Source organism: Rhizobium sp. Leaf341, from assembly GCF_001424325.1.
Lineage (GTDB): Bacteria > Pseudomonadota > Alphaproteobacteria > Rhizobiales > Rhizobiaceae > Ferranicluibacter.
Genome location: NZ_LMPE01000015.1, coordinates 73,617 through 94,931, shown reverse-complemented (window position 1 = coordinate 94,931; position 21,315 = coordinate 73,617). Strand labels below are relative to the sequence as shown.

17 protein-coding genes are annotated in these 21,315 nt (G+C 64.8%); 9 read left to right on the top strand and 8 right to left on the bottom strand.

The window, feature by feature from the left end; translation table 11 throughout:
• Positions 1–211: 211 nt before the first annotated feature.
• Genes ASG03_RS15350 through ASG03_RS15340 form a run of 3 tightly spaced genes read left to right on the top strand, consistent with a single transcriptional unit; the run spans position 212 to position 3,237 of the window.
• Positions 212–1,258 carry an XdhC family protein gene (locus ASG03_RS15350; protein WP_062695218.1) on the top strand — a complete coding sequence of 349 codons (1,047 nt, stop codon included), beginning with the start codon at positions 212–214 and terminating at the stop codon, positions 1,256–1,258.
• Positions 1,255–2,904, top strand: coding sequence for an NTP transferase domain-containing protein (locus ASG03_RS15345; protein ID WP_062694350.1), 1,650 nt, complete (start codon positions 1,255–1,257; stop codon positions 2,902–2,904). Before ASG03_RS15350 ends, ASG03_RS15345 begins: the two co-directional genes overlap by 4 nt.
• 3 nt (positions 2,905–2,907) lie before the next feature.
• Positions 2,908–3,237, top strand: coding sequence for a TfoX/Sxy family protein (locus ASG03_RS15340; RefSeq protein WP_062694348.1), 330 nt, complete (start codon positions 2,908–2,910; stop codon positions 3,235–3,237).
• Here ASG03_RS15340 and ASG03_RS15335 read toward each other — a convergent pair.
• The 5 genes from ASG03_RS15335 to ASG03_RS15315 form a co-directional block, all read right to left on the bottom strand.
• Positions 3,201–3,695 (bottom strand): NUDIX domain-containing protein, encoded by a 495-nt coding sequence (locus ASG03_RS15335; protein WP_062694345.1) that lies wholly within the window; start codon positions 3,693–3,695, stop codon positions 3,201–3,203. The genes ASG03_RS15340 and ASG03_RS15335 overlap by 37 nt on opposite strands.
• Before the next feature lie 145 nt (positions 3,696–3,840).
• The gene (locus ASG03_RS15330) at positions 3,841–5,457 is read right to left on the bottom strand and encodes a DEAD/DEAH box helicase (RefSeq protein ID WP_062694343.1); all 1,617 of its coding nucleotides are present in this window, start codon (positions 5,455–5,457) and stop codon (positions 3,841–3,843) included.
• 200 nt (positions 5,458–5,657) lie between these two features.
• Complete coding sequence (locus ASG03_RS15325; RefSeq protein ID WP_062694341.1) at positions 5,658–7,001, bottom strand: M23 family metallopeptidase; 1,344 nt, start codon at positions 6,999–7,001, stop codon at positions 5,658–5,660.
• Between the two features lie 90 nt (positions 7,002–7,091).
• Positions 7,092–7,901, bottom strand: coding sequence for a ferritin-like domain-containing protein (locus tag ASG03_RS15320; RefSeq protein ID WP_062474522.1), 810 nt, complete (start codon positions 7,899–7,901; stop codon positions 7,092–7,094).
• Between the two features lie 71 nt (positions 7,902–7,972).
• Positions 7,973–8,446, bottom strand: a complete 474-nt coding sequence (locus tag ASG03_RS15315; protein ID WP_062473605.1) for a peroxiredoxin — start codon at positions 8,444–8,446, stop codon at positions 7,973–7,975.
• 334 nt (positions 8,447–8,780) lie between these two features.
• Here ASG03_RS15315 and ASG03_RS15310 point away from each other — a divergent pair, with 334 nt between their 5' ends.
• A complete protein-coding gene (locus tag ASG03_RS15310; RefSeq protein ID WP_062694339.1) occupies positions 8,781–12,245 on the top strand; it encodes a YhdP family protein in 3,465 nt (1,154 codons plus the stop codon).
• Between the two features lie 30 nt (positions 12,246–12,275).
• On the opposite strand, the gene ASG03_RS15305 is transcribed toward ASG03_RS15310, so the two are convergent.
• Positions 12,276–12,653, bottom strand: a complete 378-nt coding sequence (locus ASG03_RS15305) for an alpha/beta hydrolase (RefSeq protein ID WP_062694337.1) — start codon at positions 12,651–12,653, stop codon at positions 12,276–12,278.
• A 42-nt stretch (positions 12,654–12,695) separates the two neighbouring features.
• A complete protein-coding gene (gene tyrS, locus ASG03_RS15300; RefSeq protein WP_062694335.1) occupies positions 12,696–13,949 on the bottom strand; it encodes a tyrosine--tRNA ligase in 1,254 nt (417 codons plus the stop codon).
• 123 nt (positions 13,950–14,072) lie between these two features.
• On the opposite strand from tyrS, the gene ASG03_RS15295 reads away from it, so the two are divergent.
• Complete coding sequence (locus ASG03_RS15295) at positions 14,073–15,215, top strand: anhydro-N-acetylmuramic acid kinase (RefSeq protein ID WP_062695216.1); 1,143 nt, start codon at positions 14,073–14,075, stop codon at positions 15,213–15,215.
• A 205-nt stretch (positions 15,216–15,420) separates the two neighbouring features.
• On the opposite strand, the gene ASG03_RS15290 is transcribed toward ASG03_RS15295, so the two are convergent.
• Entirely contained in the window at positions 15,421–16,098 is a 678-nt protein-coding gene (locus ASG03_RS15290; protein ID WP_062473597.1) for an alpha/beta hydrolase, read from the bottom strand.
• 267 nt (positions 16,099–16,365) lie between these two features.
• Here ASG03_RS15290 and ASG03_RS15285 point away from each other — a divergent pair, with 267 nt between their 5' ends.
• The 4 genes from ASG03_RS15285 to sufD all read left to right on the top strand — a co-directional run bounded on the left by ASG03_RS15285 (position 16,366) and on the right by sufD (position 21,313).
• Complete coding sequence (locus ASG03_RS15285) at positions 16,366–17,532, top strand: cysteine desulfurase family protein (protein WP_062695214.1); 1,167 nt, start codon at positions 16,366–16,368, stop codon at positions 17,530–17,532.
• Positions 17,533–17,668: 136 nt separating this feature from the next.
• Positions 17,669–19,138: a Fe-S cluster assembly protein SufB gene (gene sufB, locus ASG03_RS15280; protein ID WP_062473595.1), complete on the top strand. Its 1,470-nt coding sequence runs from the start codon at positions 17,669–17,671 to the stop codon at positions 19,136–19,138.
• Positions 19,139–19,268: 130 nt separating this feature from the next.
• Positions 19,269–20,024, top strand: a complete 756-nt coding sequence (sufC, locus tag ASG03_RS15275) for a Fe-S cluster assembly ATPase SufC (protein ID WP_062694333.1) — start codon at positions 19,269–19,271, stop codon at positions 20,022–20,024.
• Between the two features lie 14 nt (positions 20,025–20,038).
• Positions 20,039–21,313, top strand: coding sequence for a Fe-S cluster assembly protein SufD (sufD, locus tag ASG03_RS15270; protein ID WP_062694331.1), 1,275 nt, complete (start codon positions 20,039–20,041; stop codon positions 21,311–21,313).
• Positions 21,314–21,315 lie beyond the last annotated feature (2 nt).

Sequence of the window (21,315 nt, the reverse complement as noted above, 5' to 3'; positions counted from 1 at the left end):
GCCCGCCGACGACATGCCCATGTTTTCGCTGTCTTTGACGGAATCCACCGCACCTGACCGGTCCCGCGCGTGATCGATCGTCCGCCGTGGCCGATCTGTGGTCTGCCGGGAGGGCACAGGCTGAAAACCGGGATGGACGCCCTATATGAGAGCCATTGCGGCATGGGGTCGCCTCGACCCGCGCGCCGGTTCCACGATCAGGGGCATTTCCATGACACTCGATGCACAGGCACATGATCCTCTCCAGCTCGCGCAGGACTGGAACACGGCGGGACGGCGCGTCGCGCTGGCGACCGTGATCGAGACCTGGGGGTCGGCACCGCGGCCCGTCGGAAGCCATCTCGTCATCGATGCCGATGGGCATTTCGACGGGTCCGTCTCCGGGGGATGCGTCGAGGGCGCGGTGGTGGCCGAGGCCGCGGACGTGATCGAGACCGGAGCAGCTCGGATCCTGTCCTTCGGCGTCGCGGACGAGAGGGCCTGGCAGGTCGGCCTCTCCTGTGGAGGACAGATCCGGGTCCTCGTCCAGACACTTGGCGGGAACATCGACGAAGCATCTCTTAGCCGGCTCAACACATTGCGCGCCACCCGGCATGCGGTGGTCGCCTGGACCGAGCTTGCCACGGGGCGCACGACCGTCTTCGCCGAGGGCGACAGCGCGCCCGATGAGGTCCGGACGGCCTTCTCCTCGGGAATCTCGCGGCTGTCCGCCGACGGAAGCTCCTTCGTCAACATCTACAGGCCGCCGCCGCGTCTGGTGATCATCGGCGCCGTGCACATCGCCCAGGCGCTGGTGCCGATGGCCGAGATCGCAGGCTTTGCCACCCTGATCATCGATCCGCGGACGGCCTTCGCGACCCCGGAGCGCTTCGCGGGCGTCGATCTCGTTGCGGAGTGGCCGGAAGACGTCTTGCCGGGTCGGCCGCTCGATGCCTATACGGCGGTGGCCGCCATCACGCACGACCCGAAGATCGACGATGGCGCGCTGAAGGCGGCGCTGGAGGCCGGATGCTTCTATGTGGGCGCGCTCGGCAGCCGCAAGACGCATGGGCGGCGGATCGAGCGCCTTCAGGCGCTCGGTTTGCCACCGGAGAGCCTGGCGCGGATTTCGGCCCCGATCGGCCTTTCCATCGGGGCGGCGACACCGGCCGAGATCGCCGTTTCGATTCTCGCCGACATCATCCAGTCGCTGCGGACGCGGCCGAGCCCCGACAGCGTGCCTCTTGCGCGCGAACGCGCGGAAACCTTGGAAGCATGAAGTTCGGTCCCGTTCCTCTCAAGGAGGCAGAGGGCGCCATGCTGGCGCATGCCGTGGCGCTTCCCGATGGGCGGTTCGCGAAGGGACGACGTCTCGCCGGCGCCGATCTTGCCGCGCTTGCGGAGATCGGCCTGCGCGAAATCGTGGTTGCGCGCCTCGAGCCCGGGGACATCGGCGAGGACGAGGCGGCGAGGCTGGTCGGAACGGCGATCGCGCCGGATCACCTGACGTTTTCGCCGGCCTCGACCGGCCGGCTCAACCTGCACGCTGCCGTCGATGGACTGTTCGTCGCGACACGGGAACGGGTGGACCGGTTCAACCGCGTCGATCCGGCCATCACGCTCGCCTGTCTTGCCGATCACCAGGCAGTGCGTGCGGGGGACATGGTCGCGACGATCAAGATCATTCCGTTTGCGGTGGACCGCCAGCGCGCCGAGAGGGCCGCGGCCATTCTCGCGGAGGGGCCCGCCTTCGCCGTCAAACCCTTTGCCGCGCATGACGTCTCGCTCGTCGCCACCCGGTTGCCCTCGCTGAAGCCGCAGGTGATGGACAAGACGCGCCGCATCCTGGAAGACCGGCTGCGGCGCTCGGGGAGCCGGCTGACGAGCGAGGCGCGCGTTGCCCACCGGGCGGACGCCGTTGCCGAGGCCATCCGCACGGCCCTTGCCGAGCCCGGAGAACGACCGAGACTGGTGATCGTCTTTGGAGCCTCTGCGGTTACGGATGCGCAGGACGTCATTCCCGCGGCGATCCGCGCGGCCGGTGGCCGGGTGGATCACGTCGGCATGCCGGTCGATCCGGGAAACCTGCTGGTGCTCGGCACCATCGGCACGGTCAGGATCATCGGAGCCCCCGGATGCGCACGCAGCCCGAAGGAAAACGGCTTCGACTGGGTGCTCGACCGGATCGTTGCGGGGGAGACCATCGGCGCAAGCGAGATCACGGGGATGGGCGTCGGCGGACTGCTGGCGGAGATCCCGACCCGGCCGCGGCCGCGTGCCCGCAGCGAGACGGAGGGACGGGACCATCCGGTCGAGCGTCGCCTCGTCGTGCGCACGGTCGTTCTTGCTGCGGGTCAAGCCAGCCGCATGGGGGCCGAGGGGCATCACAAGCTGTTGGCGGAATTCGGCGGCGTGCCGCTCGTGCGTCGAACCACGGAGGTGGCGCTTGCCGCGAGCACGGGTCCGGTCACCGTGGTGACGGGGCACCGCGAGGCCGAAATCCGGGCGGCGCTATCCGGGCTCGATCTCACGCTTGCACACAACGAGGATTTTGCATCCGGCATGGCCTCGTCGCTGATCGCCGGCCTCGACTGCATCGGAGCCGAGCCGGACGGGATGCTGGTGCTTCTGGCGGATATGCCCGGCGTCACGCCTGAGGATCTTCGACGGCTGAACGCGGCTTTCGAGGACAATGCCGGCGAAGCCGTGGTGCGGGCCGTCCATCGCGGCAAGCGCGGCAACCCGGTCATTCTGCCGCGCGCGCTCTTTCCCGCGCTGCGCAAGCTCGAGGGGGACGTCGGCGCCCGGCATGTGATCGAAACCGGCAATCTTCCCGTCGTCGATGTCGATATCGGCGCGGCAGCCCATCTCGATCTTGACACGCCGGAGGCGATCGCGGCAGCTGGAGGCGTCTTGAAGGGGTAGTCGATGGACGCAGACGCGATCGAGGAACTGTTTTCCGGACTGGGTCCGGTGACGATCAAGCGCATGTTCGGCGGCAAGGGCATCTATCGCAACGGCCTGATCGTGGCGATCGACCTCAACAGCGAGCTGATGCTCAAAGCCGATCGCGACACGGCCCCTCTGTTCGAGGCTGCGGGCGCGCGCCAGTGGCATTACCCGGGCAGGGCCGGCAAGAAGCCGGTTTTCATGCCTTACTGGTCGATTCCCGATCAGGCGCTCGACGATCCCGATGAAATGACCCGCTGGGCGCGGCTTGCCTATGACGCGGCAGTCCGGTCGGCCCGTTCGGGGTAACGTGCCCGGATGGCCGAGATCGCATCGGCTGCAAAGCGCGAAAGGGGCGAGGGCAAGGCATCGAGATCAAACCATCCGATGTCCGCCAGCTTGTCCGGCTCGGTTTCCTGTGGATCGCCTGTCGTGTCGTGCGTGACATAGATGAGCGAGATCCAGTGCTGCCGGTCCTGCTCGAGCACCTGCTCGCTGACGCAGAGAAAATCGATCGCCGGACCGATGATCAGACCGCTTTCCTCCCCGCCCTCGCGCCGCGCCGCAGTCCGGCTGTCCTCCATCAGGTCGACCTTGCCGCCAGTGATCGTCCAGTGCCCGCGCTCGGGCGCTTTCAGTCGCCGGCAGAGAAGGATTTGGTTGTCGCGCAGGATGGCGAGACCACAGCCAACGCCGGGAAAGTCGATGCCGGGAGAGGCGGGGAAAGAGGGGGACGAGGGGGACGAGGCGGACGAGGGCAGGGACATCAAGGGCTCCTTCACGATCCGGCGGGCTGACATTCACGATCCCGGCGGGCTGACAGTGGTGTCGCCCGGGAGACGCGCACTTTACAAACGCAAAAAGCGTGGCGGTCAGGGACACGCCACGCTTTTCCTATGGATCAAGCGCTGATCAGGCCTTGCCGGCAACCAGCATGAATGCGGGGATCTCGTCGCCGAAGCCGACCGGGGTCGGGCCGTCGTCATGATCGCGACGGTAGCGGTTGCGGCGGTCACGATTGTCGTCGTTGGCCGGAGACGCCGGGCGATGGTTCCGGGGGCCAGCGTTCTGCGGCTTCGGGTCTGCCTTGCGTTCTGCTCTCACGGGTTCGATCCTTGGCTGCGCCGATACGGTTTCGAGGGGAGTATCGTCCGTCTTGATGTCGGACATGTGACTGCTGGCCTTGACGCCGTCCGCTTTCGCCGCATCCGGCTTGTAGCTTTCGGCGCTGTAGCCATCCGGCCGGGTGCCGTACGGGCGCGGTGCGTCGGGATTGTGATCGACGACATGGCGGGGGGCATGATCGCGCTCCCGCTCACGTCCGCGGCGCTTGCCGTCGCGGCCACCCTTCTTGTCGGGGCGACCGGACTCGGTGCTTTCCACCGGCGCCGGCAGGTCGTCGAGACCGCCATTGTGCCATTCGATCTTCTGGCCGATCAGCTTTTCGATCGCATCGGCAGCCTTCACATCGCGCCGGCTGACCAGCGTGAAGGCGGCACCCGACCGTCCGGCGCGACCCGTGCGGCCGATCCGGTGAACATAATCCTCAGCATGGATCGGAACGTCGAAATTGAAGACGTGGCTGACATCGGGAATATCGAGGCCGCGGGCGGCGACGTCCGAGGCGACCAGCAGCGTGATCGCATTGTCCTTGAAGCCGGCGAGCATCTTCGTGCGCGAGCTCTGGTCCATGTCGCCGTGAAGGGCGCCGACCGAAAAGCCGTGGCGGCTGAGAGAACGGAAGAGATCGGCGACATCGAGCTTGCGGTTGCAGAAGATGATCGCGTTCTTGAGTTCGTCCTGCGAGCGGATGAGATCGCGCAGGATGGCGCGCTTCTCGTAATCCTTGCCGTGGGTCGCGACGAAACGCTGCGTCACGGTCTTGGCGGTCGAGGAGGGCGGCGCGACCTCGATACGCTCGGGGTTCTGCAGGAAGCGGTCGGCCAGCTTCTGGATCTCCGGCGGCATGGTGGCCGAGAAGAACAGCGTCTGGCGCGTGAAGGGGATGAGCTTTGCGATGCGCTCGATATCGGGAATGAAGCCCATGTCGAGCATGCGGTCGGCTTCGTCGATCACCAGGATCTCGACGCCGGTCATCAGCAGCTTGCCGCGCTCGCAGTGGTCGAGCAGGCGACCGGGCGTGCAGATCAGCACGTCGGCGCCGCGTTCCAGCTTGCGGTCCTGTTCGTCGAACGAGACGCCACCGATGAGGAGCGCGATGTTGAGCTTGTGGTTCTTGCCGTACTTCTCGAAATTCTCGGCGACCTGCGCGGCAAGCTCCCGTGTCGGCTCGAGGATCAGGGTGCGCGGCATGCGCGCCCGGGCGCGACCCTTTTCGAGAAGGGTCAGCATGGGCAGCACGAAGGAGGCCGTCTTGCCCGTTCCCGTCTGCGCGATACCGAGGATATCGCGGCGCATCAGCGCCGGCGGAATGGCGTTCGCCTGGATAGGCGTCGGGATCGTATAACCCGCATCGGTGACGGCGGAGAGAACTTTTTGGCTCAGGCCAAGATCAGCAAACGTTGTCAAAGGGAAATCTGTTTCCGTTCCGGTTCAAACGAACTCTGGTGCCGCGGGCCGCGCTCTCGAGGTCCGTCGTGGGCGCTCTTAGGCCTACGCTCGCGGAAAGTCAAGAAAACTGGCGCTTTGCGGCAATCGAGACGCTCCGAGACGGAAAATCCACCTCGGATACGCTCAATATGGGTCGGAATGGCGCGTTGGGAAGAGGCTCAGTCGATATAAGTGCTGAGCTTCATCCCGGCATTGAGGAAACGCATGGGGTCGACGGCATCGCCGTGAAGCCGGACTTCGTAGTGCAGGTGGGGGCCTGTCGAGCGCCCGGTGCTCCCCGAGCGGCCGATCACGTCCCCTGCCGTGACCACATCGCCGACATTGACGAGAATGGACGAGAGATGGCCATAGCGGGTGCTGACGCCGTTGCCGTGATCGATCTCGACCATGTTGCCGTAACCGCCATTGCGTCCGGCGACCACCACCTTGCCCGGCGCCGTTGATCGGACGCCGGTGCCGATGGCGACGCGGAAGTCGATGCCGGCATGCAGCGCGAGACGCCCGAGGAAGGGATCCATCCGGTTGCCGAACTGGCTGGTGATGTCGCTCTGCGGGGCCGGGTTGCTGAAGGGCAGCTTGCGGACTTCTCCGCGCACCTGTTCCAGACGAACGAGAGCCGTGTCGAGTTCCACCAGTTGCCGATCGAACACGTCCTTGGTCTCCGGGGCCACGTAGGGCCCGCCCATGCCGGTATCGTCGCCGCCCGACCGGATGTCGGCGTCATCGCCCGTCGCGCGAGCTTCTTCGGCGTCTGCCGGATCCGGCGTGACCGAAAGACCGGTGCGGGCGACGATCGTTTCGATCGCGTCCGTCGCGTTGATGGCGCCGGAGGTTAGTTGGGCGATCCTGTCCTTCTGCGAGCGCTCGATGTCTTTCAGCGAGTGCGTCACCCGTGAGAAGAGCCGGTCGGCACGGTCCGTGATCGTATCGCCGCCACGCGCATCGGCGCGGGAAAACGGCGCAGCATAGGCGAGCGCCGGCCCTTTCGGTGCGGTTTTCGCAGCGAGGCCCATCAGGCGTTCGATGGCCTGGATGCCGCCGGTTGCATCGGCATGCTTCTCCGTCTCGGTCTCGTCCTTGCCGGGATCGGCCAGGCCTGATTCCTCAGCGCGCTCGATGAGGGAGCCGAGTTTGCCGTGGCGCGAGGTCAGGGCCTGCTGCTGCTGAAGAAGCTTTTCGACCTTCTCCTCCACGACCTGCTGGTCGAGAAGCTGCCGGCTGGTGACGCGATCGACCTGGGCCCGCAGGGCGGAGATGCGATCCTCGTAATCGTGCTGCATGCGCGCCTGGCGCGCCATGGTGCCGCCGATGAGGTCGTCGCGCAGGACGAGATATGAGGTCGAAGCGAGATAGCCGACAGCAAACAGCGCGCCGATGGAGACGCCGACCGCGGTCATCCAGGGACGGACCGTCATATGATGGACTTTTTCGCCGCGGGCGAGGATCAGGATCGGCTGTTCCTTGCGCTTGCCGAATATCGGGCTTCCCGAACTCTGAGACACAATTCACTCCCGCCGCATGCACTTGCTGTGGGGAAGAGTAGACCTTGTTAAGGTTAATATTTGCTTGCTGCCGCTGCGATAGACCGGGCGTCAGATATTCACCGACGCGGTCATCGAGCGGTAGAAGGAGGGTGTCAGCCCCGCCTCGGCACGTGCGACATCGTTGAACGGTGCCTTGAGGGGGCCGCGGAAGTTGGCGCGCACGAGCTCCTGGAAGGTCCGGGCGGGATCCTTGCCCTCGCGGGCACAGAGAAAGCGAAACCACTTGGCGCCGACCGCGACGTGGCCCTTTTCGTCCTCGTAGATGATGTCGAGCACGGCGGCGCTTGCGTCGTCGCCGGACTGGCGCATCTTTTCCTGAAGAGCCGGGGTTACGTCGAGGCCGCGGGCTTCGAGGATGAGGGGAACGACGGCAAGGCGTGCGGTCAGGTCGTTGCGGGTGTCGTGCGCCGCCTGCCAGAGCCCGTCATGCGCGGGCAGATCGCCATAGTCTGCGCCGAGGTCGCGCAGGCGGGCCCGCACCAGCCGGAAATGCTTGGCCTCCTCGAAAGCCACCCGCATCCAGCCGTCGAAAAACGAGTTCGGGACGCGTTCGGTCGCGAAGCGGGCAACGATGTCGAGCGCCAGATCCACGGCGTTCAACTCGATATGGGCAATCGCATGCAGAAGTGCGATGCGCCCGCGCAGCGTGGTCAGCGCGCGGCGCGGCACGCGTTGCGGCGGAATGAGTTCCGGCCTCGCCGGGCGTCCGGGCCGGGCAGGGACCTCGGTGTCCAGCGGGGAGCGCAAAGACAGGCGCCGCTCGCTCCACCTCCGGGCGGCCTCCTGCGCCAGATCCGCCTTCCGGTCGAGATCGGCGGCGCGGATGGCGAGCGCCGCTCCATCGCGGAGCGAGCGCATGGCGAGAGACGCACTGCTGCCACAGTCGGCGGACGACGCCTGATCCGTCGGGTCCGGCATCCGTGTTCCCGTCACGCGGCTGCGGCCTGCACGGCGGCGAGAACCTCCTCGGCGTGGCCGGGCACTTTCACCTTCTCCCAGACCTCGGTGACGATGCCGTCGGGACCGATCAGCACGGTGGTGCGTTCCACACCCATGTATTTCTTGCCGTACATGCTTTTCTCGGTCCAGACGCCATACGCCTCGAGCGTGGCCTTGTCCTCGTCGGCGGCGAGAATCACGGCCAGGTCGTGCTTGGCGACGAACTTGTCGTGCTTCTTCGCCGAATCGGGCGACATCCCGATGACGACGGCATTGGCTGCCTCGAAGGCCTTGATATGGGCGGTGAACGCGATCGATTCAGCGGTGCAGCCGGTAGTGTCGTCCTTGGGGTAGAAGAAAAGGACGACTTGGCGGCCCGCCTGTTCGGCCAGCGAAACCGTTCCGCCGCCATCGCGCGGCAGGGTAAAGTCCGGGGCTTTGGCACCTTTGGAGATGACGGTCATGGGGGCTCCTGTTTCCAAGCGATTGTCCGCTATTTTCATCGACGCGGCGGTTTCGACTATTTGTCGCCTCACTTATATGGTGCAAGGCAACATGTCGTCATCCCCTCGGGTCACGACGGATGATCGACGGCGGATCGACGGCTCGCCTCCTCCATCCTGGTCATCGACATGCGCGGGCGAGGTCCACAGCGCGAACGCCGGGTTGCCGCAGCATCCGCCGACAGGCAGGATGCGCAAGGCGACCCATTGATTTGTTAGTATAGGCTTACGCCTCGAGCCACGGGATTTTGCCGAGAGATGCATTTTTCGACCTTTGCAGAGGCCGACACCGCTCATGAGTGAGATAAGGGGTGAGAAGACCGTCTTTCGCAAGGAAGACATCGTCGCTTTGCATTCGCTGCCATCGGCCCAGGCGCACGACCCCTGCATTCTGCATGGCACCACGCGTCGTCGCTGGCCGCGTCGATGCCTGCAGGGCCTGCTCGGCCTTGTCTGTCTCCTGATCCTGCTTGCTGCCGGCCTGGTGGTCGCGGTGGAGGCCGGCGGGATCGACCGGATCCTCAACGCGCGCGCCCAGACGGCGCTGAACAACGCGCTCGGCGAAGCCTATCATGTCGACGTCTCGAGCACCGTGGTTCGCCTGACGGGCGACGGGGCGCTGGCGCTGAAGGCGCAGGATGTGTCCCTCAAGCGGCGCGCGTCCGACGAACAGCTCCTGACCACGGAGTCCGTGTTCATCGAGCTCGATCCGCTCGCGCTCCTGTCGGGCCGGATTTCCGTGTCCCGGATCGAGGCCGAGGGTGCCCGTCTGGCGCCGGCCATCCTGCCGCAGGGCAAGCCGCTCGACCTCACGCGCGTGCGGATCGCCGACGTCAGCGGGGCGATGGAAGCGATCTTTGCCCAGATGGACACGATCTCGAGCCTGATCGCCCGCAGCGGCACGCAGGTTGTACGGATCGCAGACGTGATGCTGCCGCTCTCCGGGCCGCGCAACCGGGTCGTGAAACTCGATGTGCACTCGCTCGATTTCGCGCGCGCGGAAAACGGATCGATGACCATCCGCGGTGACGCCGCGATCGACGGAACGCCGACGGCGCTGCAGCTGACGGCCGACAGCGACAAGGGACGGATCGTGCGTCTCGGCGGTGCTTTGACCGGCCTGCCGACGTCGGCGCTGCTCTACCGTGCGGAAACGCAGACCGAGCCGCCGTTCGGGCTGGATACCAAGGCTTCGGTCAACCTGTCGGCCGTGCGCGGCGGCGCGGGCATTGCCCCCGAACTCACCATGTCCGGCGCTCTCGACCAGGGGGCCTTCGTCGCAGGCGGCCTGCAGTCCGATCTTCTGCCGTCCGACGTCAACCTTGCCTATGATTTCGACCGCGGCAGCATCGAGGTCAAGCCGTCGACCGTCCGGCTCGGCGCGTCGGTCTTTCCCTTCAGCGGCGCCATCCGCGACATCGATTCCACGAGTGCCGCCTCCATGACGCCCGCCGCGACGCTCGCGGAGACCACGCCGCCGTCCGACCCGCTGTCGCTCGCCCTCCCCAAGGGGTTCAGCATCGATGTGCTGGTGCAGGGCGGAACCTCCGCGCCTGTCGACGTTAACGAACCACCGCTGACCTTCGATGCCAAGATTGCGGGCGACTTCCAGTCGGAGCGGCATGCCCTGCTGTTTCGCGAGCTGACGGTCTCCAGCAAGCTCGGCACCTTCGCCGGCTCCCTGTCGATCGCCTTCTCCAGCACATCGCCGCAGATCAACTTCGCAGGCCTGACCACGGACATGCAGACGGCCGGCATCAAGCAGCTCTGGCCATGGTGGGTGGGCAAGAAGGCACGCGCCTGGGTCATCTCGAACATTTTCGGCGGCGCCGTGAAAAACGGCAAGATCGAGGTGGCGATCGAGGAGGGGCGTCTCGCCGAGACGGCCGGTCCGGTCGAACTGGGGGCCGGCGAGCTGATGATCGATTTCGGTATCGATGGCGCGCGTGTCAATATTGCCGGCGATATTCCGCCGCTGCGGGACGCCACGGGGCACTTCAGTCTGCGCGGCGAACGCGCCGACGTGGATATAAACGGCGGGACCGCCTACTTCCCGTCCGGGCGAACGGTTGCGGTCAATACCGGCAACTTCATCCTGCCGAACACCTATGCCAAACCGCTGATGGCCGAGCTCAAGCTGCAGGTCACCGGCCAGGCGGATGCCATTGCCGAACTGGTCAGCTACCGGCCGCTGGAAGCCCTGCAGAAGACGCCGTTCAAGGCCGAGGACTTCTCCGGTCCGATGACCGCGGATGTGGGGGCACGATTCGGGCTCGTCCGCGACCAGAACCCGCCCGCACCGGAGTGGCAGGCGCAGATGCGCCTCAACGGCGTGTCGCTGAAGCCGGCCATGGCGGGGCGGGCGATCTCCGACATCGACGGCACGCTGCGTATCGATCCCCAGCACGCCGTGCTCGACGCAAAGGCCGGCGTCGACGGCGTGACGATGAAGCTCGACGCGGTGGAACCGATCGGCGCAAACAGCCCGGTGAAGCGCAGCCGCACCGTTTCGGGAACCTTGCCGGGGGGTGCGCTGGCGAAATTCGCACCGGGACTGAACGGGATCGTCGACGGTCCCGTCGGTCTGGACGTGGACCTGCAGGACGGCGACCGGCAGGTGGTCAAGGTCGACCTGGAAAACGCCAGCCTTTCGCTGCCGTGGATCGGCTGGAGCAAGGGACCCGGCGTGGCCGCCACATCGAGCCTGTCGGCCATCACCAAGGACGGCGTGACGTCGATCAGCGACTTCAAGATTGCCGGCGAAAGCTTTGGAGCAGGCGGGTCGATCACGATCGACAAAGCGGGTCTTGCGGCGGCCAACCTGACCTCCGTGCGTCTGGCGGCCGGCGATAACTATGCGGTTTCGGTCAAACGGCAGAAAAGCGGCTACGGGGTGATCGTCAACGGAAGTTCGGCCGATATCCGATCCGTCATCGACAGCCTGAAATCTCCCGGCAGCAAGGGCGACGTCTCGCAGGCCGCCGCCAAGCGCGTGTCGATCGATGCATCGCTCCAGAACGTGCAAGGCTTTCATTCCGAAACGCTCTCCAATGTCGACCTTTCCTATGTCGCGCGCGGGCGGGCCATCGAGGGACTGAAGCTGAAGGCCGTGACGTCGACCGGGCAGGCCGTGGTCGGCGATCTCGTGAGTTCCGGCGCCGACAACATCGTGCAACTGACAAGCGGAGACGCCGGCGCACTGGCGCGGTTTGCCGATATCTATGCCAACATGCGCGGGGGTCTCCTGAATCTGAAGCTCCGCGATCGCGGGGGCAACTCCTGGCGGGGCACGCTCGACCTGCGCAAATTCGCGCTCGTCAACGAGCAGCGCCTCCAGTCGATGGTGTCGTCGCCGTCGGGATCCAACGGCCAGAGCCTGAAGGAGGCGGTGAAGAAGGACATCGACCTGAGTTCCGTGAAGTTCGAGCGCGGGTTTGCCAACCTCGCTCTCGATGGCGGTCAGATCGCGCTCGACAACGGCGTCGTACGCGGCAACGACGTCGGCGCCACGTTCCAGGGAGTGGTGCGCGACCCCAACGGCAAGATCGACATGACCGGCACGTTCATGCCGGCCTATGGGCTCAACCGTCTTTTCAGCGAACTGCCGCTGATCGGCACGCTGCTCGGAAACGGCCGCGATCGGGGCCTGCTCGGCATCACCTTCAAGCTCACCGGCTCGTTCGCCAAGCCGAACCTGACGATCAATCCGCTCTCGATCATCGCCCCCGGCGTGTTCCGCAACATCTTCGAATTCAACTGAGAGCCATTCCCGAAGGCGTGGCACCTCCGCTCACTGGGTGGACATTCCGAGACGACTGTCGAAGAAGCGCTCGATCTCCTGATTGATGTCTCGATGAAGAGCGACGCGGTCGATTTCGGGACGATCCGTGCAAAGGGCGGGGGTTTCGCGCATCGCGTCCTCCGTGCATGGCGCAAGAAGGGTGAAATGACCGGCATTCGCCAGGATATGCAGCTCGGCCCGGCCTTCGAGATCGCGCGCGGGCGCCAATCCATTGGCCTCGGGCGACAGCGCCTCATCCCTGTCACCGACGAAAACCGCAAACGGGGCCGTGACAGGCCGGCGCGCTTCCGCTGAAAACATGACGCTCGACGGTGCGAGACGCGGCAGACGCATGCGCATGGTGTGACCCGATGCCAGATTGATCATGACATCAGGTCTATATGTGAAATGTCTTATAAATATGACAGCTCACGCGGGGCGGACGAGGATGTGCTTCTTCTTTCCGAGGGACAGCTTGATCACGCCGTCGCTGGTCAGTTCGCCTATGCCGATGGACGTGCGCTCGTCGGAGATGGCGACATCGTTGATGCGGACGGCGCCGCCCTGGACATGGCGGCGTGCTTCGCCATTGGAGGCTGCAAGGCCCGAACGGACGATCAGCGTGAGCAGGCCGAGGCCCGCCTCGAGCTCGCCCGCGGGAATGGTGATCGACGGCAGGTCTTCCGCCAGCCCGCCTTCCTCGAAGGTCTTGCGTGCGGTTTCAGCGGCAGCCTCAGCGGCCGTGCGGCCATGCAGGATCGCGGTCACTTCCGTCGCCAGCGTCTTCTTCGCCTCGTTGATCTCCGCCCCGCCGAGCGCCGCCAGCCGGGCGATCTCGTCCATCGGCAAGGTTGTGAACAGCTTCAGGAAGCGGCCGACATCGGCATCCTCCGTGTTGCGCCAGTACTGCCAGAAGTCATAGACCGGCAGAAGGTCGGCGTTGAGCCAGATCGCTCCGGAAGCGGACTTGCCCATCTTCGCGCCGGACGCGGTGGTGAGCAGGGGCGAGGTCAGCGCGTAGAGCTGCTGCGTTCCCATGCGGTGGCCAAGGTCGATGCCGTTGACGATGTTGCCCCACTGATCCGAGCCGCCCATCTGCAGGCGGCAGTCGTACCGCTTGGCCAACTCGACGAAGTCGTAGGCCTGCAGGATCATGTAATTGAATTCGAGGAAGGACAGGGACTGCTCGCGGTCGAGCCTTGTCTTGACGCTGTCGAAGGAGAGCATGCGGTTGACGGAAAAATGGCGTCCCACGTCGCGCAGGAATTCCAGATAGTTGAGCGGGCGCAGCCATTCGGCATTGTTGACCATCAGCCCCGCATTGCCGGGCTTGTCGTAGTCGATGTAATTGGCAAAGCAGCGCTTGATCGAGGCGATGTTCTCCTCGATCGTTTCCACCGTCATCAGCTTGCGGGCTTCTTCCTTGAAGGAGGGGTCGCCGACCATGCCCGTGCCGCCGCCCATCAGCGACAGCGGCCGGTGGCCGGTTTCCTGCAGCCAATGCAGCATCATAATCTGCGTGAGATGCCCCACATGCAGGCTGGATGCGGTCGGATCATAGCCGATATAGGCCGTCACGACCTCTTTCCGGAAGAGCGCGTCCAACCCGCTCTCGTCGGAGAGCTGGTGGATGAAGCCGCGCTCGTCGAGGGTGCGGAGGAAATCGGACGTGAACCTGGACATGGCGTGAACTCTTCAATCTGGCGGAAGCCGGGCCTTTAGCATTGTTTTTTGCGAAGTGCATCCGTCTCGGTCATGAATGTTTCCGACAAGGTCGGTGGATGCGATTCGGGCGGAGAGAGCGGCATGGCGGTGGTGAAGACGGCGATCGGGCTGATGAGCGGCACCAGCATGGACGGGATCGACGTCGCCCTGCTGGAGACCGATGGCGAGGCCGTCGTGCGTCGTGGTCCGTCCCACGGGCTATCCTACGATACGGGCTTCCGGGACCGCTTGAAGGCGGCGCTCGTCATGGCCCAGACGATCCGGCAGCGGGAAGAGCGCCCGGGAGATCTCGCACGGATCGAGCGGGATTTGACGCTGCTGCACGCCGTTGCCGTTCACGACTTCCTGCATGCCAACGGGCTGAAGGCCGTCGATATCGACGTGATCGGCTTCCACGGGCAGACGATCCTGCATCGGCCGGATGCGGGGCTGACCGTTCAGATCGGGGACGGCGCCCTGTTGGCGGCCGAGACGGGGATCGACGTCGTCCACGACATGCGCGCCGCGGACATGGTGGCGGGCGGGCAAGGCGCGCCCCTCATTCCGGTCTATCACCGGGCGCTTGCCGCAAACCTTGCGAGCGACCTCGAAAAGCCCGTGGTGTTCGTCAACATCGGGGGCATTTCCAATCTCACCTATGTCGGCGAAGATGGAGATCTCTGCGCTTTCGACAGCGGTCCGGGAAATATGCTGATCGACCAGTGGGTGGAAGCGCATGGCGGTGGCACCTTCGACACGGGCGGTGCGATTGCGGCGTCCGGCGCCATCGTCCCCGACCTCGTCGCCCGCTATCTCGATCACGCCTTCTTCACGGACAACCGGCGCCGCTCGCTCGACCGCGGCGATTTCGCGCCGCCGTCGATGGGAGAGGTCTCGCTGGCCGACGGCGCGCGAACGCTGGCGCACGTGACCGGCGCCGCCATCCTCACCTGCGCAAGACACCTGCCGGTCGCGCCGAAGACCTATATCGTTTCGGGCGGTGGCCGGCTCAACCCCGCTATCATGAACGACTTCGCAGCGCTGGCGGCGGCACGTGACGCCCGGGTGCTGTCGTCCGATATGGTGGGGCTCGATGGCGGGGCGATGGAGGCCGAGGCCTGGGCCTATCTCGCCGTGCGCTCGCTGCGCGGGCTGCCGCTGACGTTTCCGGGAACGACAGGTGTGCGCGCGGCGGTGAGCGGGGGTGTTCTCTCGGCGATGGACGGCATCCGGGGTCCGGCCTGACGTTCAGGGTGCCGAACGGGGGGAGCACCGCGCCGTATACCTCGTTGTCCGGGCGCGGTTTTTCTGAACCCGCATCGGCGCTCCGCAGGGCGAAAGCCGCGACGATCCGCGCCGATGGTCGTCCCGGCGTCGGCCGCCGCAGAGACAGGTCCGGGAGCCGCCGCGAAGGGATCGATCTGGCTCGGTCTCTCCTTGCGCGAGCCGTCTAGCGGATGCGCTTTGCAGCGGGCTCCGGCGTCAATTCGCCGTTCAGGCGACGGTCGAGATAGTCTTCGCATTCGCCCATCAGCGTGTCGACCTGGCCGTTGAAGAAATGGTTGGCGCCGGGCACGGTGCGGTGGGTGATCAGGATGCCCTTCTGGGTCTTCAGCTTTTCGACCAGCGTGTTGACGTCCTTCTCCGGCGCCACCTTGTCGACATCGCCGTTGATGATCAGGCCGGACGACGGGCAGGGCGCCAGGAACGAGAAGTCGTAGGTGTTGGGCTGCGGAGCAACCGAGATGAAGCCCTCGATCTCCGGGCGCCGCATGAGCAGCTGCATGCCAATCCACGATCCGAAGGAGTAGCCTGCGACCCAGCAGCTCTTGCTGTCGGGATGCATGCTCTGCACCCAGTCCAGCGCCGAAGCGGCATCCGACAGTTCGCCTGCGCCATGGTCGAACTCGCCCTGGCTGCGGCCGATGGAGCGGAAGTTGAACCGGAGCGTCGTAAAGCCGCGCTTCTGGAACATGTAGAAGAGCTGATAGACGATCTGGTTGTTCATCGTCCCGCCGAACTGGGGGTGAGGATGCAGAACGATCGCGATCGGCGCATTCTTCTGCTTGGAAGGCTGATAACGGCCTTCCAGTCGGCCAGCGGGTCCGTTGAATATGACTTCGGGCATTGGGTCTCCAGCGTGAGCATGGTTCCAAGTTGCGGATAAGACAGCCGAGCAGTCTTGACGAAAGCACTCAGCTTTTCTAGAACCAGTTTAGAACCATTCAAAACTTGGCACGGCCTGCGTGCCGGTGTCGTCTCTTACGGCAAGCGCAGCGAAAACTTCAAGGAAAATGCGGTGCCGGCCTCGGTTAAGATGGGCCGGCCTGCGCATTTGGCAAGAACACGTCCCGGCATGCACGAGCTTGCGCGGAAGAAGGTACAGGCGGTCGATATGACCACGACGCGGATCTACATGGACTGGAACGCAACGGCGCCGATGTCGGCCGCCGCGCGCGATGCGTTCCTGACCGCGTTCGACCTGACGGGAAACGGTTCATCGGTCCATGCGGAGGGTCGCCGCATCAAGACGCTGATCGAGGGTGCGCGACGGGATGTGGCCGCGCTCTGCGATGCCGAGCCTGCCTGCGTCACCTTTACGAGCGGTGCGACGGAAGCGGCGAACATGGTTCTGACGCCCGACTTCCGCATGGGCCGGACGCCACTTCGCATCGGGCGGCTCTACGTCTCCGCGATCGAGCATCCTGCGGTGCGCGAGGGCGGGCGCTTCCCGAAGGATCGCGTCCACGAACTTGCCGTCACCCCGGCCGGAACGATCGATCTCGATGCGCTCGATCGGGCCCTGGCGGATCATCCGAACGGCGAGGGCCTGCCGATGGTGGCCGTCATGCTCGTCAACAACGAGACGGGTGTGGTTCAGCCGATCGCGGCAGTGGCCGCCCGTGTAAAGGATGCTGGCGGCTTGCTCGTGGTCGATGCCGTCCAGGCGGTCGGCCGTATCCCGGTGTCGATCGCAGATCTCGGTGCGGATTTCGTCATTCTGGCGTCGCACAAGATCGGCGGTCCCAAGGGCGCAGGCGCGCTCGTGGCGCGCGGCGAGGTTTTGATGCCGCATGCGCTCATTCACGGCGGCGGCCAGGAGAAGGGCCATCGCTCGGGCACCGAAAACCCGGCAGCCCTGGCCGGCTTCGGCGCTGCCGCGCGTGCGGCGAAGGCGGCGCTCGACAGCTATGCCGCCGATGTGACGGCCTTGCGTTCCCGGCTCGAGATGGCGATGCGGGATGCTGCGCCCGACGTGCTGATCCACGGCGTGAACAGCCCGCGCGTTGCCAATACCACCTTCTTCAGCCTTCCCGGCCTCAAGGCCGAGACGGGGCAGATCGCCTTCGATCTCGAAGGGGTCGCCCTTTCCGCCGGCTCCGCCTGTTCTTCGGGCAAGGTCGGCCAGAGCCATGTGCTGATGGCGATGGGGGCAGATCCGGCGCTCGGCGCGCTGCGTATCTCAATCGGACCGACGACGACCGTCGACGAGATCGACCGGACCATCGATGTCTTCGCCCGCATTGCCGGGCGACGCCGCCTGAAGAGCGCGGCCGCATGAAGAAAGCGTGCGAAAGCTGAATTTACGGATCCGGAAAGGGTGAAACTGCCCGATCGATCCATTACATGAACGGCACGACACGATCGTGCCCCACAGAGGGCCGGATCCTTGACATCCGGCAAGACGGGAGAATGACATGGCTGCCGTGCAGGAAACAATCGATCAGGTAAAGCTGATCGACGTTGACCAGTACAAGTATGGTTTTGAGTCGATGATCGAGATGGACAAGGCTCCGAACGGCCTGTCGGAAGAGATCATCCGGTTCATTTCCGCCAAGAAGGACGAGCCCGACTGGATGCTCGAATGGCGCCTCGAGGCCTATCGCCGTTGGGTGACGCTGACCGAGCCGGACTGGGCGCGCGTCAACTATCCCAAGATCGATTTCAACGCGATCTCCTACTACGCTGCGCCGAAAAGCACGCCTGGTCCGACCTCGATCGACGACGTCGATCCGGAGATTCTCAAGATCTACGAAAAGCTCGGCATTCCCCTGCGCGAGCAGGAGTTGCTTGCCGGCGTGAAAACCTCGAAGATCGCCGTCGATGCCGTGTTCGACTCCGTCTCGGTGGTGACGACGTTCAAGGAAGAGCTGAAGAAGGCCGGCGTGATTTTCATGTCGATCTCGGAGGCCATCCGCGAGCACCCGGATCTCGTAAAGAAGTACCTGGGAACCGTCGTCCCGACGACCGACAACTATTACGCCACGCTGAATTCGGCGGTCTTTACGGACGGCTCCTTCGTGTTCATTCCCAAGGGCGTTCGCTGCCCGATGGAACTGTCCACCTATTTCCGCATCAATGAAAAGGGCACGGGCCAGTTCGAGCGGACCCTGATCATCGCGGAAGAGGGCGCCTACGTTTCCTATCTCGAAGGCTGCACGGCACCCCAGCGCGACGAGAACCAGTTGCACGCGGCCGTGGTCGAGCTTGTCGCGCTCGACGATGCCGAGATCAAGTATTCGACGGTCCAGAACTGGTATCCCGGCGACAAGGACGGCAAGGGCGGCATTTACAACTTCGTGACCAAACGTGGCGATTGCCGCGGTGCGCGGTCGAAGATCTCGTGGACGCAGGTCGAAACCGGCTCTGCGATCACCTGGAAGTATCCGTCCTGCATCCTGCGCGGCGACGACAGCCGCGGCGAGTTCTATTCGATCGCGGTGTCGAACGGCCACCAGCAGATCGATTCGGGCACGAAGATGATCCATCTCGGCAAGAACACGTCGAGCCGCATCATCTCCAAGGGCATCGCCGCCGGCGTGTCGCAGAACACCTATCGCGGCCAGGTGTCGGCGCACCGCAAGGCGACGAACGCCCGCAACTTCACGCAATGCGATTCGCTTCTGATCGGTGATCGCTGCGGCGCGCACACGGTGCCCTACATCGAGGCGAAGAACTCGACGGCGCAGTTCGAGCATGAGGCGACGACCTCCAAGATCTCCGAGGACCAGCTGTTCTATTGCCTGCAGCGCGGTATCCCGGAAGAAGCGGCGATCGCGCTGATCGTCAACGGCTTCGTGAAAGAGGTCATCCAGGAACTGCCGATGGAATTTGCGGTCGAAGCGCAGAAGCTGATCGGGATCTCGCTCGAAGGGTCCGTGGGCTGATCGCCCGACCACGGGCTTGAACGATCGCGGCCGACCCAAGGGCCGGCCGCCCTCGTCGCGAACATGAATGGAACTGAACGATCGACCGTCTGCAGGACAGGTCGGTACCGTCGTACGAAAGAGTGGACCAATGCTTGAAATCAGAAACCTCCATGCCCGGATCGCCGAGGACGGGACCGAGATCATCCGCGGGCTGAACCTGACCGTAAAGGCCGGCGAAGTTGCCGCTATCATGGGGCCGAACGGCTCGGGGAAGTCGACGCTGTCCTACATTCTTTCGGGTCGCGAAGACTATGAAGTCACCGAGGGCGACATCCTCTACAATGGCGAGAGCATTCTCGAACTCGACGCTTCCGAGCGCGCGGCCAAGGGCATTTTTCTCGCCTTCCAGTATCCGGTCGAGATCCCCGGCGTCGCCACCATGCAGTTCCTGAAGGTGGCGATGAACGAGCAGCGGAAGTATCGCGGCGAGGAGGAGTTGAAGACTCCCGATTTCATCCGCCGGGTGAAGGAAGCCGCCGCCGAGCTGAAGATCAATCCCGACATGTTGAAGCGCCCGTTGAACGTGGGCTTCTCCGGCGGTGAGAAGAAGCGCGCCGAGATCCTGCAGATGGCCCTGCTCGAGCCGAGCCTGTGCATCCTCGACGAGACCGATTCGGGGCTCGACATCGATGCGCTGAAGATCGTGTCCGATGGCGTCAACGCGCTGCGGTCGCCTGATCGTGCCGTGATCGTCATCACGCATTATCAGCGCCTGCTCGAATACATCGTCCCGGATACGGTCCATGTCCTGTACAAGGGCCAGGTCATCAAGACCGGCGACAAGTCGCTGGCGCTCGACCTGGAAGCCAACGGCTATGCCGACATCATCGGCGCGGCGGCTTGAAGGAGCGTTTGCTCATGAACATTCAAAACACGATCACCCGGACGGCCGCCGAGCAGGCGCTGCTCGAGGCGTACGGCCATCAACTGAGCGATCTGCCCGGTGACGGCGCCGTTCTCTCCGCGCGGGACACGCTTCTGTCTGATCTGAAGGATGCGGGCCTGCCGACGCGTCGGCAGGAGTCCTGGCATTACACGGACCTGCGCGCATTGCTGCGCACCGTGCCGGCATTCGACGGATCGACCTTCGCGGAACCGGTCGAGCCGTTGGCCGTGGGATCGGCCGTTCTGACCGTCATCAACGGGCATGCGGATGCCGGGCAGGCGCCCGAGGGCCTTCACGTCAAGCGCTACGGCGAAAGCCTGCTGGACGGCACCGCGGCCGGGGATCTGGTCGAGCGGAATGCGGAAGATGCCATCGGCCGCATCAATGGCACCTTCGTCCGCGACGGGTTCGAGATCGAGATCCCCGAGGGAACCGTTCTCGCGCAGCCGCTGGAGCTCCAGATCGTGCAGGGCGCCGGCCAGAGTCACAGCCGCTTCCCCGTGACCTTCGGCCCCAGATCGAAGGCGACCGTCATCGAGCGGCATCTTTCGGTCGATGGCCGGCCGAGCCTTGTCTCCTCCGTTTCCGACCTTATCGTCGAGGACGGTGCCGAGGTGACCTGGATCCTGCTGCAGCAGCAGGGCGCGGAGGACACGCATCTCGGTCAGCTCAACTTCGAGCTCGGCGAGAACGCGTCGTTTCGGCTGTTCGTCATCAACGCCGGCGGCAAGCTGGTGCGCCAGGAAGTGCACGGCGTGGTGACGGGCGAAGGCTCGGATTTCAAGCTGCGCGGCATCAACCTGATGGGTGGCGACACACTGACGGACGTGACCTTCACGCTGGGCCACGACGTGGCGAACACGACCTCCACCGAGATCATCCGCAACGTTCTGTTCGACAAGGCGCGTGGCGTGTTCCAGGGACAGATCCGGGTGGCGCAGGACGCACAGAAGACCGATGCGAAGATGGCGTGCAACACGCTGCTCCTCTCGGACGATGCGGACTTCGCCGCAAAACCGGAGCTGGAGATCTTCGCGGACGACGTCCAGTGCGGCCACGGTGCCACCGTGATCGATCTCAACCCGACGCATCTCTATTATCTCCAGGCACGCGGGATCCCGGAAAACAGGGCACGCGCCATGCTGGTCAACGCTTTCGTGGACGAGATCGTGGAAGAGCTGGAAGACGAGGCGCTGATCGAGCCGCTGGAGCTGATGATCTCCGAATGGCTGGCGCGGCACGCCTGATC

What these genes read in the sequence shown, in the direction of transcription:
- ASG03_RS15335 (WP_062694345.1), bottom strand. Translation starts at nt 3,695, where the DNA reads ATGTCCCTGCCCTCGTCCGCCTCGTCCCCCTCGTCCCCCTCTTTCCCC.
- ASG03_RS15345 (WP_062694350.1), top strand. Translation starts at nt 1,255, where the DNA reads ATGAAGTTCGGTCCCGTTCCTCTCAAGGAGGCAGAGGGCGCCATGCTG.
- ASG03_RS15320 (WP_062474522.1), bottom strand. Translation starts at nt 7,901, where the DNA reads ATGCGCTCGCTCCGCGATGGAGCGGCGCTCGCCATCCGCGCCGCCGAT.
- ASG03_RS15340 (WP_062694348.1), top strand. Translation starts at nt 2,908, where the DNA reads ATGGACGCAGACGCGATCGAGGAACTGTTTTCCGGACTGGGTCCGGTG.
- sufB (WP_062473595.1), top strand. Translation starts at nt 17,669, where the DNA reads ATGGCTGCCGTGCAGGAAACAATCGATCAGGTAAAGCTGATCGACGTT.
- sufC (WP_062694333.1), top strand. Translation starts at nt 19,269, where the DNA reads ATGCTTGAAATCAGAAACCTCCATGCCCGGATCGCCGAGGACGGGACC.
- ASG03_RS15310 (WP_062694339.1), top strand. Translation starts at nt 8,781, where the DNA reads ATGAGTGAGATAAGGGGTGAGAAGACCGTCTTTCGCAAGGAAGACATC.
- ASG03_RS15305 (WP_062694337.1), bottom strand. Translation starts at nt 12,653, where the DNA reads ATGATCAATCTGGCATCGGGTCACACCATGCGCATGCGTCTGCCGCGT.
- tyrS (WP_062694335.1), bottom strand. Translation starts at nt 13,949, where the DNA reads ATGTCCAGGTTCACGTCCGATTTCCTCCGCACCCTCGACGAGCGCGGC.
- ASG03_RS15290 (WP_062473597.1), bottom strand. Translation starts at nt 16,098, where the DNA reads ATGCCCGAAGTCATATTCAACGGACCCGCTGGCCGACTGGAAGGCCGT.
- ASG03_RS15295 (WP_062695216.1), top strand. Translation starts at nt 14,073, where the DNA reads ATGGCGGTGGTGAAGACGGCGATCGGGCTGATGAGCGGCACCAGCATG.
- sufD (WP_062694331.1), top strand. Translation starts at nt 20,039, where the DNA reads ATGAACATTCAAAACACGATCACCCGGACGGCCGCCGAGCAGGCGCTG.
- ASG03_RS15350 (WP_062695218.1), top strand. Translation starts at nt 212, where the DNA reads ATGACACTCGATGCACAGGCACATGATCCTCTCCAGCTCGCGCAGGAC.
- ASG03_RS15315 (WP_062473605.1), bottom strand. Translation starts at nt 8,446, where the DNA reads ATGACCGTCATCTCCAAAGGTGCCAAAGCCCCGGACTTTACCCTGCCG.
- ASG03_RS15285 (WP_062695214.1), top strand. Translation starts at nt 16,366, where the DNA reads ATGACCACGACGCGGATCTACATGGACTGGAACGCAACGGCGCCGATG.